A 12,867-nucleotide genomic window follows, 5' to 3' on the forward strand; every position below is an offset into this window, starting at 1 on the left:
CTCCCCGACCCGGCGGCCGTGAGGATAACGAGCGTCGTCAGCTGGCGAGCACCTCGTCGAGGATCGCCTCGGCCTTCTCCTCCTCGGTGTGCTCGGCAAGCGCGAGCTCCGAGACGAGGATCTGACGGGCCTTGGCAAGCATCCGCTTCTCGCCTGCGGACAGACCGCGGTCGGCGTCACGGCGGGAGAGGTCGCGGACGACCTCGGCCACCTTGATGACGTCACCCGACGCAAGCTTCTCCAGGTTCGCCTTGTACCGGCGGGACCAGTTCGTGGGCTCCTCCGTGTAGGGGGCGCGCAGGACCTCGAAGACGCGGTCGAGCCCTTCCTGGCCCACCACGTCGCGCACACCCACCAGGTCGACGTTCTCCGCCGGGACCTCGATGGTCAGGTCACCCTGGGCGACCTTGAGCTTGAGGTACATCTTCTCTTCGCCGCGGATGGTGCGCGTCTTGATCTCCTCGATCAGAGCCGCTCCATGGTGCGGGTAGACAACCGTCTCGCCTACTGTGAACGTCATCTGCAGATGTCCCCTTTCCCAGGTCACCATCTTACCACGGCACGATCTGGACAACTCACCCGCTTGACGTTTGCCGTACACCATCGTCTCGACATAACCGCAGGTCAGAGCGTTGCCTGCACCTGACCGAACGGCTTTCCGGATGATTAGCGCCGGAAATGCCCAGACCACCCGGGACGGGCACACCACCACCCGCACTAAGATGGCGCAGGGTGCTGAGCGGCTCTCGAGCCGCGGCCCCGGGTGTGCTCGGCGCAGTGCTCGGCGCACCGTTCGAGACCACGTAGACCAGGGAGTTCACAGTGCCCCGTCGTGCCACCGTCACCGCTCGCGCCGCCGCCCTCGCCGGCGCCTCCACGGCGGTCCTGCTCCTGGCGGCCTGCTCCCCCACGACCACGACGCTCGACTACGCGGCCTCCGACGGCGCACGCGTCGAGGTCGGGGACGACGCCAGCCTGCGCGGCCTCAACCTCCTCGTGGTCTCCGAGGGCGACGGCGCGCCCGGCACGCTGCTCGGGGCCCTGTCGAACCACAGCACCGAGGACGTGACCTTCACCCTGACGGCCGAGGGCGCCGCGCCCGTGACCGTGAGCGTCGAGGCCGGCGGCACGGTCAACCTCGGGACCGAGGACGGCGAGGCCGTCGAGCTCGACGCCGTGGACGTGGTCCCGGGCAGCACCATCCCCGCGGTGCTCAGCGCCGGCGACGGCGAGGCCGAGTTCGCCCTGCCCGTGCTCGACGGGTCGCTGCCGGAGTACGCCGACTACCTGCCGTGACGAGGGGCGCACGGCGCCGGGGGTTGAATCCCCAACCGACTCACCGTTCCTTCGCACCCTGCGCACCAGGCCACCTCCCGGCACCTCCTACTCGGCGTACAATATGGACATGTCTCCTATTTCGCGCAGAGTTGCTGCGGTCGCCACGACCATTGCACTCACCGTCGGCTCCCTCGTCCTGGGCGCTGCGCCCGCCAACGCAGCGACCGGGCAGATCAGCGTGTACGCCAAGGGTTGCCCTGCAACCGTCCAGTACTACAACGGCTCAATCATTGGTTACGTGACGACTGGTCAGACGAAGACCTTTACGGCAAACACGGGCACGGTGTACGTCGTCGAGCACAACGGCGCTTACCCCGCGCCCATGCGCCAGGTCACGGTCGTGTCGGGTCGTACAACGGGTGTTACTGCCTGCCGATAAAGCGTCATCGAACGCGTGATCGAGTCCGAGGAGCCCGTCACGGGCACCCTGCGGGGCATCGCCCAGTGATCCACCCCCGGTAGGCGGCTCCGGCCGCCCCCGGAAGAACGCCAGGGCCCGCCTTCCGTACGGAAGGCGGGCCCTGGCGTCGTCGTACCCCTGAGGGGGTCAGGTCACCCGAAGCGGCCGGAGACGTAGTCCTCCGTGGCCTTCTCGCCCGGGGCGGAGAAGATCGTGGCCGTGTGGTTCATCTCGATCAGGCGGCCGGGCTTGCCCGTGCCCGCGATGTTGAAGAACGCCGTCCGGTCGCTCACGCGCGCAGCCTGCTGCATGTTGTGCGTGACGATGACGATCGTGTAGTCCTTCTTGAGCTCCTGGATCAGGTCCTCGATCGCGAGGGTCGAGATGGGGTCCAGGGCCGAGCAGGGCTCGTCCATCAGCAGCACCTGCGGCTTCACCGCGATGGCGCGGGCGATGCAGAGCCGCTGCTGCTGACCGCCGGAGAGCCCGGAGCCCGGCTTCTCGAGGCGGTCCTTGACCTCGTTCCAGAGGTTGGCGCCCCGGAGGGACCGCTCGACCAGCTCGTCGGCGTCGTTCTTCGAGATCTTGCGGTTGTTCAGCTTGACGCCCGCCAGCACGTTCTCCTTGATGGACATCGTGGGGAACGGGTTGGGCCGCTGGAACACCATGCCGACCGTGCGGCGCACGGCGACGGGGTCGATGTCGGCGCCGTACAGGTCCACGCCCTCGAGCTCCACGGAGCCCTCCACGCGAGCACCGGGGATGACCTCGTGCATGCGGTTCAGGGTGCGCAGGAACGTCGACTTGCCGCAGCCCGAGGGGCCGATGAACGCGGTGACCGACTTGGGGTCGATCGTCATGGAGACGTCCTGCACGGCGAGGAAGTCGCCGTAGTAGATGTTGAGGTCCTTCACGTCGATGCGCTGAGCCATCGGGGGTACGTCCTTCGGTGTGAGCTGCGTCTGGGCTGAGCCTGCGGCGGAGTCTGCGCGTCAGCGCAGCTTCGGGGAGAACCAGCGGGTGACAAGGCGGCCGATCAGGTTGAGCCCCATGACGACGAGGATCAGCAGCAGGGCGGCCGCCCAGGCCCGCAGCTCGTTGATGTCGGCGAGGCAGTCGGTCTGCCCGGCCCGGCAGGGGACGACGCCCTGGCGCCACTGGCTGTAGATGTACACCGGCAGGGTCATCATGCGCCCGTCGAACGGGTTCATGTTGTACGAGTCGGTGGTGCCCGCCGTGATGACGAGCGGTGCCGTCTCGCCGATCACGCGGGCGACGGCGAGCAGCACGCCCGTGGTGAGACCGGCCACCGAGGTGCGCAGCACCACGCGGACGATCGTGAGCCACTTCGGCACGCCCAGGGCGTAGGACGCCTCGCGCAGCTCGTTCGGGACGAGCTTGAGCATCTCCTCGCAGGAGCGGACCACCACGGGGATCATCAGGACCGAGAGCGCGACCGCCCCCACGAAGCCGGTGCGGGCACCCGTCGGCCCGAGGATCAGCGTGAACAGCGCGAACGCGAACAGACCCGCGACGATCGACGGGATACCCGTCATCACGTCCACGAAGAACGTCACCGCCCGCGCCAGCGGGCCACGGCCGTACTCGACGAGGTAGATGGCCGTGAGCAGGCCCACCGGCACCGAGATGGCGGCCGCCAGGAGGGTGATCACCAGCGTGCCGATCATCGCGTGGTAGACGCCGCCGGCGTCGATCCCGCCGTAGATGCCACGCATCGTCGAGGTGAGGAACTCGATGGTGAACTTGATGCGGCCGCTGTCGATCACGGTCCACAGCAGCGACACGAGCGGCACCATGGCGATGGCGAACGCGGCGTAGACGAGGACCGTCATGATGCCGTCGATACGCTGGCGGCCCGGGTCGACGGAGACGAGGAGCGCCCGGGTGCGCTCGACGGCGTCCAGGGTCGGTGCGGTCGAGGTGCTCATCAGTTGGCTCCCGAGAATTCCTTGCGGCGGGCGACGATCCAGCGGGCCAGCATGTTGACCGCGAGCGTGATGACGAACAGCGCGAGGCCGGTCGCGATCAGCACGTCGATCGCGAGGCCGTTCGCCTCGGGGAACCGGGACGCGATGTTGGCGGCGATCGTGGTGTGGCGGCCGGAGTCGAAGATCTGGAACGAGTAGCTGAGGCCGGGCGAGAGGATCATCAGCACGGCCATGGTCTCGCCGAGCGCGCGGCCGAGGCCGAGCATGGCAGCCGACACGACGCCGGAGCGCCCGAACGGCAGCACGGCGGTGCGCACCATCTCCCAGCGGGTGGCGCCCAGCGCGAGCGCCGCCTCCTCGTGCAGCTTCGGCGTCTGCAGGAACACCTCGCGAGACACCGCGGTGATGATCGGCAGGATCATGACGGCCAGCACCAGGGAAGCCGTGGCGAGCGACCGGCCGGTGGGCGACGCCTCGACGTTCGCCCCGGGGATCAGGTTCAGCAGGTCTGCGACCCCCACCCAGAGGTCACCCACCAGGCCCGAGAACACGTAGACGCCCCAGAGCCCGAAGACAACGGACGGGATCGCGGCGAGCAGGTCGACCACATAGCCGATGATCGCCGCGAGCCGGCGCGGCGCGTAGTGCGAGATGAACAGCGCGATGCCGACCGAGATCGGCGTGGCGACCACCAGCGCCAGGACGGACGCCAGCAGCGTGCCGAAGACGAGCGGGCCCACGTACCCGAGGAGGGAGCCGAAGGACCCGGGGACCTTGCCTGCGTCGTGCAGCTGGTCCGTGCCGGCCGAGAACGCGGGCAGGGCCCGGACGATCAGGAACAGCGCGACGGCGGCCAGCACCACCAGCAGGAGGGCGCCCGCACCGGTGGAGATCCACCGGAAGACCCGGCTCAGGCCCCGCTCGGTGTCGCCGCTCCGCCGTCGGCGGGGGCGCACCACCGCTGGGGCGGGCGGGCTGTCGGTTGTGGTCACTCCGGAGCTCCTCGGTGTGGTCGCGTGCACAGGTGGTGCGAGATCAAGTGTTGCTGATACGGCCGCGCCGGTGACCGGACCGCCTCGTTGTCGAGGTGTGTGGCCCGGCCACCGGCTGGCGTCGTGCTGGGTGCTGCTGTGGTGCTACGAGCGGCTGGTTCAGCCGACCGTGATCGCCTCGAGGGCGGCAGCGACCTTGTCCTGCAGGTCGGACGAGATCGGCGCGGAGCCGGCCTCCGAAGCGGCGACCTCCTGGCCCTCGGCCGACGCGATGTAGCCGACGAACTCCTTCACGAACGTGCCGGTGGCCTCGTCCGAGTAGTTGGAGCAGACCAGAGCGTAGGAGACCAGGACGATCGGGTAGACGCCCGACGCGGTCGTCGTGCGGTCGATCTCGTAGGAGAGGTCGTGCTCGTGGCGGCCCTCAGCCAGCGGCGAGGCGTCGACGGCGGCCGCGGCGGCCTCCGGCGTGTAGGCGACGAACTCCTCGCCGACCTTGACGGAGGCGGTACCGATGCCCTCGCCGACCTTCGAGGCGTCGACGTAGGTGACAGCACCCTCGGTGCTCTCGACGACGCCGATCACGCCGGACGAACCCTGAGCCGACTCACCACCGAGGTCCTCGGGGAAGACGCCGTCCGCCTCCCAGGTCCACACGGCCGAGGCCGTCTCGGCCAGGTAGTCGGTGAAGTTCTCGGTGGTGCCCGAGTCGTCCGAGCGGTGCACGGGGACGATCGGCGTGGCCGGGAGCGTGACGTCCGCGTTGTCCGCGGCGATGGCCGGGTCGTTCCACGTGGTGATCTGGCCCGCGAAGATCTTGGCGATGTTCTCGGAGGTGAGGTTCACCGACTCGACGCCCGGCAGGTTGAACGCCACGGCGATCGGCGAGACGTAGACCGGGAGGCTCCAGGCGCCGTCGGGGCCGCAGTACTCGACCGTGCTCTCGATCTCGTCATCCTTCAGCGCGCGGTCCGAGGCGGCGAACGCGACGGTGCCGGCGGCGATGGCCTCGCGGCCCGCACCCGAGCCGTCGGGAGCGTAGTTGACCGTCACGTCCGGGTACTCGGCGCCGAAGGTCGCGGTCCAGGCGGCCATGGCCGACTCCTGCGACGAGGCACCGGCGCCGGCGAACTCGCCCGACAGCTCGGCGGCGGCGGACTCCGAGGTCTCCGTGCCCGGCTCTGCGGCGTCGGGGTTGCAGGCTGCGAGAGTCAGCGCGAGCACGCCGACCGTGACGGCAGAACCAGCGCGGGTGATTCGGCTGAGCTTCACGTGTCGTTCCATCCTGTTCGGAAGAAGTCTTCTGCGTGCCGGCAAGCACCGGCAACACCCGGGACGGTAGGCACGCAGGATGACCTGATCCCCAGGACGAGGTGAACGCGAGATGAACAGTCCTTCAGGAGCGGGTGAGCCGCGCCACTACGGCCCTCACTGCTCGTTCGCGTCGGCCAGCTTGTAGCCGAGGCCACGCACCGTGAGCAGGTAGCGCGGCGCTCCCGGATCCGGTTCGATCTTGGACCGGATCCGCTTGACGTGCACGTCCAACGTCTTGGTATCGCCCACGTAGTCCGCACCCCAGACGCGGTCGATGAGCTGGCCGCGGGTGAGCACCCGGCCGGCGTTGCGGAGCAGGAGCTCCAGCAGGTCGAACTCCTTGAGCGGGAGGGGCACCTGCGCGCCGCCCACGGTCACGGTGTGGCGCTCCACGTCCATCCGCACGGGACCCACCTCGAGCACCCCGTCCTCCTCGCCCTCGCCCAGCCCGTCGCCCGGCTGCCGGCGGCGCAGGACCGCCCGGACGCGGGCCAGCAGCTCGCGGAACGAGTACGGCTTGGTGACGTAGTCGTCAGCCCCCAGCTCGAGCCCGACGACCTTGTCGATCTCGGAGTCCTTCGCGGTGAGCATGATGACGGGCACGTCCCCGCGAGCACGCAGCTCGCGGCACACCTCCGTGCCCGAGAGCCCGGGCAGCATGAGGTCGAGCAGCACGAGGTCGGCACCCCCGGCGTCGTACAGCGCGAGCGCGTCCGGGCCGTTCGCGGCCTCCACCACCTCGAAGCCCTCGCGGGCGAGCTGGTACGTCAGCGGGTCCCGGTACGACTCCTCGTCCTCGACCACCAGGATGCGCGTCACGCACCCACCTCCTCGTCCTTGTGTGCTGCGGTCGGCGCCGGCGCGGAGGCCGGCCTGTCAGTGCTGGGCTCCGCGACGTGCGACGGCAGGTCTGCTGCGGGGATCCGCAGTGTGAAGGTAGACCCGCGTCCGGGTTCGGACCACATGGTGACGTCGCCGCCGTGGTCGGCGGCCACGTGCTTGACGATGCTCAGGCCCAGGCCGGTGCCTCCCGTGTCCCGCGACCGGGCCGGGTCCACGCGGTAGAACCGCTCGAAGACCCGGTCCTGCTCGTCCTCGGCGATCCCGATGCCCTGGTCCACCACAGCGATCTCGACCAGCCCGTCGCGCTCGTTGACCCCCACCCCGACGCGGGTAGCAGGGGCGGAGTACGCCACGGCGTTGTCGACGAGGTTGCGCACCGCGGTGACGAGCAGGTTGTGGTCGCCGTAGACGACGCAGTCGACGGAGCCGCCCACGGTGATCGTGATGTTCTTGCCCTGCGCGGTGATCCGGGCGCGGTCCACGGCCTCCTCCACGACGTCGCGGACCGGGACGGGCGTCGCCTTCTCGGCGGCGCCCGCCACCTGCAGGCGCGAGAGCTCGATGATCTCCTGCACCAGCGCGGACAGCCGCTGCGCCTCCTTCTGCATCCGCTCGGTGAAGCGCCGGACCGCGACCGGGTCGTCGGCCGCGTCGCCGAGCGTCTCGGCGAGCAGCGCGAGGGCGCCGACGGGCGTCTTGAGCTCGTGGGACACGTTCACCACGAAGTCCCGGCGGATAGCCTCGACCCGGCGCGCCTCGGTGCGGTCCTCGGCGAGCACCAGGATCCGGTCGAGCCCCAGGGGCGCGACCCGCACCTGGAGCAGCACGGTGCCCGACCCGATGGGACCGCGCGGCAGCTCGAGCTCCTGCTCGCGGATGACGCCGTCGCGGCGCACGCTGCCGACCATGTCCAGGATGGCACGGTGGACCAGGGCGTCGTTGCGCACCACACCCAGCGCGTAGGCCGGCGGCGACGCACGCACCACCTCGTCGTCGTCCGCGAGCACGACGGCGGCCGAGCGCAGCACCGACAGCACGCGCACCAAGCCCTCGTCGAGCTCCACCGGCTCCGAGTCCGGCAGCCTGTGCTGCTGCCGGTCGGAGATGCGGAACGCGACGGTCGCGACCACGCCCACCACGAGGCCGAGGACCCCGGCCGCGAGGGCCGTCACCCCGGAGATGATTCCGTCCACGGCTCCAGAGTAGGTCCGGTCACGAGCAGGTCACGGCCGAGAGGGTGCCGTCCCGGGAGCGCGTCGCCTAGTGTTCATCAGTGGGGCAGGTGTCGTTCACTTTCCGGTTCACCCGGCGGTGCGAGCCTTAAGATCGCGTGCGGCTCGACCGTGCTGCACGCTGTACGGGCCCGTCCCGTCCCCGTGGCGCCGGCCAGACCCGTGCGAACCCTCCGAGAGGACACTGATGCGAGAGATCTTCGACGCCGAGCTGCGTCAGGTCGGTGACGACCTTGCCGAGATGAGCCGCCTGGTCGAGTCGGCGATCAGCCGGGCCGGGAAGGCCCTGCTCGAGGCCGACCTGCAGCTGGCCCAGGAGGTCATCGCCTCCGACCGGACCATCGACCAGATCGAGGCGTCGCTCGACGAGCGGTGCGTGCACATCCTGGCCCAGCAGGCACCCGTCGCGACCGACCTGCGCGTCGTGGTGAGCGCCCTGCGCATGAGCGCGTCCCTGGAGCGCATGGGTGACCTCGCCCGCCACGTGGCGCAGGTGGCACGTGGGCGGTACCCGGCGCACGCCGTCGTGCCCGCCGCGGAGGAGACGTTCGTCGCGATGCACGAGGCCGCGGTCCGCGTGGCCCAGCGCACCACGGAGCTGCTCCAGACGCGCGACCTCGAGGTGGCGCAGGCGCTCGAGCGCGACGACGACCTGCTCGACGAGCTCCACCAGGAGACCTTCGCCAAGCTGCTCGACCCGTCATGGTCCGGGACCGTGCAGGAGGCCATCGACATCACTCTCCTGGGCCGCTACTACGAGCGCTTCGGTGACCACGGCGTGTCCGTGGCCCGCCGCGTCACCTTCCTGGTGACGGGCGACTTCCCGGAGGACCACCTCCACCTCGGCTGACGTTCCGTCGAGCAGACAGCTGTGGCCGGTCCCGAGCTCGGGACCGGCCACAGCCGTCTGCTCGACGACGTAGAGCCGGGGTCAGCGACCCTGGTTCGCCACCGCCGCGATGGCGTCCTTGGCGGCCTCGGGGTCGAGGTAGGTGCCACCCGGCGTGACGGGGGCGAGCGTCTCCTCGTCCAGCTCGTAGAGCAGCGGGATGCCCGTGGGGATGTTCAGACCCGCGATGGCGTCGTCCGAGACCCCGTCGAGGTGCTTGACGAGGGCGCGCAGCGAGTTGCCGTGCGCGGCCACGAGGACGGTCTTGCCGGCCGTGAGGTCCGGGACGATCTCCGACTCCCAGTACGGCAGAGCCCGCTCCAGCACCTGCTTGAGGGCCTCCGTGCGGACCACCGGGGCGTCCGCGTAGCGCGGGTCCGCGTCCTGGGAGAACTCGGAGCCGAGCTCGATCTCCGGCGGCGGGACGTCGTACGAACGACGCCAGAGCATGAACTGCTCCTCGCCGAACTCGGCCAGCGTCTGCTTCTTGTCCTTGCCCTGCAGCGCGCCGTAGTGGCGCTCGTTGAGGCGCCAGCTGCGCTTCACGGGGATCCAGTGCCGGTCGGCCGTGTCGAGCGCCAGGTTGGCGGTCATGATGGCGCGGCGCAGCAGCGACGTGTGCACCACGTCCGGCGTGACCCCGGCGTCCTTGAGGAGCAGGCCGCCGCGCTTGGCCTCCTCGGTGCCCTTCTCGGACAGGGCCACGTCGACCCAGCCGGTGAACAGGTTCTTGGCGTTCCACTCGCTCTCGCCGTGGCGGAGCAGCACGAGGGTGTAGGTCATGGCTCCATCCTGCCCTGTGATGCGGGCCGCGGCAGACGGTCCCGAAGAGTGGTCACGCGGCGCTCAGCCGCCCGTGCGCTCGAGCACGAACACCGGGATCTCGCGGTCCGTCCGCTCCTGGTAGCGCGCGTAGTCGGGCCAGGCCTCGACCGCCCGCTCCCACCAGACGGCCTTCTCGTCGCCGCTGACCTCGCGCGCGACGTAGTCGTGCTTCTCCGGGCCGTCCTGGAGCTCCACCTCGGGATGGGCCTTGAGGTTGTAGTACCAGACGGGGTGCTTGGGGGCGCCGCCGAGGGACGCCACGACGGCGTAGTCGCCGTCGTGCTCCACCCGCATGAGCGGGACCTTGCGTACCTTGCCGCTCTTCGCGCCGAGGGTCGTGAGGATCACGCAGGGCTTGCCCTGGAGCGTGAGGCCCTTGGTGCCGCCGGACGACTCGTACAGCTCGACCTGCTTGGCGGCGTGCGCGGTCGGGCTCGGGACATACTCACCGGTGATGGGCATGGCCCCATTCTGCCCCGGCGACCCCGGTGCTCGCCTGCGGCAACCAAGGCACCTCAGCGCCCGGCGCGAACCTTCCCCGCGTGCTCGTACACCTCGATCATCTGGCGCGCCGCACGCTCCCAGCCGAACCGCTCGGCCGACCGCCGGGCCCCCGCGGCGAGGGCCGCCCTGCGCGGCGCGTCCGCGAGCAGGGCAGACAGGACGCGCGCCCAGGTGGACGGCTCGTGGTCGGGAACGAGGACGCCGGACACGCCGTCCTCCACCACCGTCCGGAGGCCGCCCACCGCGGCCGCCACGACGGGGGTGCCCGTCGCCTGCGCCTCGGCGGCGACCAGGCCGAACGACTCGTTGTGCGACGGCACGGCGACGAGGTCGACGGCCCGGAAGTACTCCACGAGCACCTCGCGCGGCACGGGCGGGCGCACCACGACGTGCTCGGCGACGCCCGTCTGGTAGGCGAGCGCCTCCAGCTCGCGGACCGCCGTGCGGCGGCCGCTGGGGCCGCCCAGGACGAGCAGCAGCGGCGGGTCCTCCATCTCGCCGAGCGCACGCACCAGCACGTCCGGCCCCTTGAGCAGCTGGACCCGGCCGGCGAAGAGCACGATCTTGCGGTCGGACGGCAAGGACAGGCGCTCCCGCAGGGCACGGAAGGCGGCGGGGCCTCGAAGGTCCGCGGGCGCCGGCGTGAACACGTCGAGGTCCACCCCGGGCGGCACCACGTGCACCCGGGCCGGGTCGGCGTGGTAGCCGCGGACCAGGTCGTCCGCCTCCTCCGGGGTCGAGGCCACGAGGGCGTCCGACTCCGCGACGACCTGTTCCTCGCCGATGATGCGCCCCAGCGGCTCGGGCGCGTCGCCGGGGGCGAGCGCGGCGTTCTTGACGCGCGCCATCGTGTGCATGGTGTGGACGAGCGGCACGTCCCAGCGCTCCGCCGCCAGCCAGCCCACCTGCCCCGACAGCCAGTAGTGCGTGTGCACCACGTCGTACCAGCCCTCGGGGCGGTGGGCCTCGGCCCGCAGCACACCGGCCGTGAACGCGCAGAGCTGGCCCGGCAGGTCGTTCTTGTCGAGTCCTTCGTACGGCCCCGCGGAGATGTGGACCACCCGGATCCCGGGCTCAGCGTCCACCACCTTGGGCTGTGCCGACGTGGTGGCCCGCGTGTAGATCTCCACCTGCACGCCCAGCCGCGCGAGAGCCCGCGAGAGCTCGAGCACATAGACGTTCATGCCGCCCGCGTCCCCCGTGCCCGGCTGCTCCAGGGGCGACGTGTGCACCGACACCATCGCGACGCGGAGCACCTTGGGACGGCCGTGGCCGGGGTCCGGCACCGCGACGGAGGCAGGCAGGGAGTCGCGCACTACGCCTCCAGCACGCACGCGGCGGGGACGGGCAGGTCGAGTGTGCCCGTCACCTCGCCCTTGCCGGTGGCGGGGTCCACCCGCACGGCGACGAGCCCGAAGGTGCCCTCCGTCGTGGTCCCCTGGGCGGCGACCACGACGACGTCGGCCTCGGGCGCCGCCAGCACGGTGTGGTGCCGGGGCCAGACCCGCTCCCCGAGGGCCACGTCGGCGAGGTGCGTCAGCCGCAGGTGCCCGACGGCGCCGTCGGCCTCCTCGGCGGCCTCGGCCCCGCCCGCGACGGCGAGCACGGACAGCACGTCGGGCCCGCGGACGCCGACGTAGAGGCGGCGGCCGTCGGGGCTGAGGGTGATGTGCGACGGGAAGCCGCGCGACCCGTCGTCGGACACCGCGTCGGTGATCGGCACCGAGCCGGCGTGGTGCAGCAGGCTGCCGCCGTCGGGCACCAGCACGTGGAGGCGGCAGTCCAGCTCGCCCACGACGACGAGCGTGCCGTCGGCGAGCTCGACGACGTGCCGCGGCCCCGTGCCGGGCGGCAGGGTGGCGACGACCGCGCCCTCCCCCGTACCGCCCAGGGGGTACGCCCGCAGCTCGTCGGTGCCGAGGTCGCTCACGAGGACCCGGCCGGGCTGCACGTGCACGTAGTGGGCGTGCGGGCCCTCCTGACGGTCGGTGACCGGCCCGCTGCCCGCGTGCCCGAACGCGCGCCAGGTCCCGGAGAGGCGGCCGTCGTCGTCCACCGGCCACACCGTGGCGGTGCCGCTCGAGTAGTTGGCGACCCAGACCTGACCGTCGGTGGCCACCACGTGGCAGGGGTCGGCGCCGCCCGAGGTGACCGACGTCACGAGCGACGGGCTGCCCGACGGGCCGCCATCCTGGTCGCCGAGGTCCAGGACGCTGAGCGACCCCTCCTGCGCCTCCGTGACCGCGTAGAGCGTGCGCCCGGACGGGTGCAGGGCCAGGAACGACGGCGACGCCACGTCAGCCGCGCGCGCGGCCTGCCCGAACGTGTCCGAGGCGAGGTCGAGCCCGACGCGCCACACGCCCTCGCCCGTGCCGGGAGCAGCCCCGGGGCGGGGGTAGGTGCCGATCCACAACGACCGGTGCAAAGAGGAGGTCATGCGCCAAGCCTAGGGCCTGTCCTGTGAATCGCGGAGCCAGAGGATGATGGCTGCGATCGTGAGTTCGGACCGGTAGTAGGCGGCTCGTTTGGTGTATCGGGTGGCCAGGGCGCGGAACTGCTTGAGGCGGTTGAAGCACCGCTC

At 71.0% G+C, this 12,867-nt stretch carries 14 protein-coding genes; 3 read left to right on the forward strand and 11 right to left on the reverse strand.

Annotated elements, in window-relative coordinates; translation table 11 throughout:
* Window positions 1-37: 37 nt before the first annotated feature.
* On the reverse strand, window positions 38-520 hold the full coding sequence (locus AC060K_RS11395; protein ID WP_125776261.1) for a CarD family transcriptional regulator: 483 nt from the start codon (window positions 518-520) through the stop codon (window positions 38-40).
* 302 nt (window positions 521-822) lie between these two features.
* Between AC060K_RS11395 and AC060K_RS11400 the strand changes: the two genes are divergently transcribed.
* Both AC060K_RS11400 and AC060K_RS11405 read left to right on the forward strand, forming a co-directional pair.
* On the forward strand, window positions 823-1,296 hold the full coding sequence (locus AC060K_RS11400) for a putative periplasmic lipoprotein (RefSeq protein ID WP_483765540.1): 474 nt from the start codon (window positions 823-825) through the stop codon (window positions 1,294-1,296).
* Window positions 1,297-1,405: 109 nt separating this feature from the next.
* Window positions 1,406-1,717, forward strand: coding sequence for a hypothetical protein (locus AC060K_RS11405; protein ID WP_483765541.1), 312 nt, complete (start codon window positions 1,406-1,408; stop codon window positions 1,715-1,717).
* A gap of 173 nt (window positions 1,718-1,890) precedes the next feature.
* On the opposite strand, the gene pstB is transcribed toward AC060K_RS11405, so the two are convergent.
* The 6 genes from pstB to AC060K_RS11435 form a co-directional block, all read right to left on the reverse strand.
* Window positions 1,891-2,670 (reverse strand): phosphate ABC transporter ATP-binding protein PstB, encoded by a 780-nt coding sequence (gene pstB, locus AC060K_RS11410; RefSeq protein ID WP_483765542.1) that lies wholly within the window; start codon window positions 2,668-2,670, stop codon window positions 1,891-1,893.
* 60 nt (window positions 2,671-2,730) lie between these two features.
* Window positions 2,731-3,687 carry a phosphate ABC transporter permease PstA gene (gene pstA / locus AC060K_RS11415; protein WP_483765543.1) on the reverse strand — a complete coding sequence of 319 codons (957 nt, stop codon included), beginning with the start codon at window positions 3,685-3,687 and terminating at the stop codon, window positions 2,731-2,733.
* Complete coding sequence (pstC, locus tag AC060K_RS11420) at window positions 3,687-4,679, reverse strand: phosphate ABC transporter permease subunit PstC (protein WP_483765544.1); 993 nt, start codon at window positions 4,677-4,679, stop codon at window positions 3,687-3,689. Before pstC ends, pstA begins: the two co-directional genes overlap by 1 nt.
* Before the next feature lie 159 nt (window positions 4,680-4,838).
* The gene (gene pstS / locus AC060K_RS11425; protein WP_483765545.1) at window positions 4,839-5,951 is read right to left on the reverse strand and encodes a phosphate ABC transporter substrate-binding protein PstS; all 1,113 of its coding nucleotides are present in this window, start codon (window positions 5,949-5,951) and stop codon (window positions 4,839-4,841) included.
* Window positions 5,952-6,107: 156 nt separating this feature from the next.
* Entirely contained in the window at window positions 6,108-6,812 is a 705-nt protein-coding gene (locus AC060K_RS11430; protein ID WP_483765546.1) for a response regulator transcription factor, read from the reverse strand.
* Entirely contained in the window at window positions 6,809-8,029 is a 1,221-nt protein-coding gene (locus tag AC060K_RS11435; RefSeq protein WP_483765547.1) for a sensor histidine kinase, read from the reverse strand. The genes AC060K_RS11430 and AC060K_RS11435 overlap by 4 nt, the downstream gene beginning before the upstream one ends.
* Before the next feature lie 226 nt (window positions 8,030-8,255).
* On the opposite strand from AC060K_RS11435, the gene phoU reads away from it, so the two are divergent.
* Window positions 8,256-8,918, forward strand: coding sequence for a phosphate signaling complex protein PhoU (phoU, locus tag AC060K_RS11440; protein WP_483765548.1), 663 nt, complete (start codon window positions 8,256-8,258; stop codon window positions 8,916-8,918).
* 81 nt (window positions 8,919-8,999) lie between these two features.
* Here phoU and AC060K_RS11445 read toward each other — a convergent pair whose 3' ends face one another.
* The 4 genes from AC060K_RS11445 to AC060K_RS11460 form a co-directional block, all read right to left on the reverse strand.
* Entirely contained in the window at window positions 9,000-9,740 is a 741-nt protein-coding gene (locus AC060K_RS11445; protein ID WP_483765549.1) for a phosphoglyceromutase, read from the reverse strand.
* Window positions 9,741-9,803: 63 nt separating this feature from the next.
* The gene (locus AC060K_RS11450) at window positions 9,804-10,244 is read right to left on the reverse strand and encodes a nitroreductase family deazaflavin-dependent oxidoreductase (RefSeq protein ID WP_483765550.1); all 441 of its coding nucleotides are present in this window, start codon (window positions 10,242-10,244) and stop codon (window positions 9,804-9,806) included.
* A 53-nt stretch (window positions 10,245-10,297) separates the two neighbouring features.
* Window positions 10,298-11,527, reverse strand: a complete 1,230-nt coding sequence (gene mshA / locus AC060K_RS11455; protein WP_483765558.1) for a D-inositol-3-phosphate glycosyltransferase — start codon at window positions 11,525-11,527, stop codon at window positions 10,298-10,300.
* A gap of 74 nt (window positions 11,528-11,601) precedes the next feature.
* Entirely contained in the window at window positions 11,602-12,723 is a 1,122-nt protein-coding gene (locus AC060K_RS11460; protein ID WP_483765551.1) for a lactonase family protein, read from the reverse strand.
* Between the last annotated feature and the right edge of the window lie 144 nt (window positions 12,724-12,867).

This window comes from Antribacter sp. NEAU-D49 (assembly GCF_057158775.1).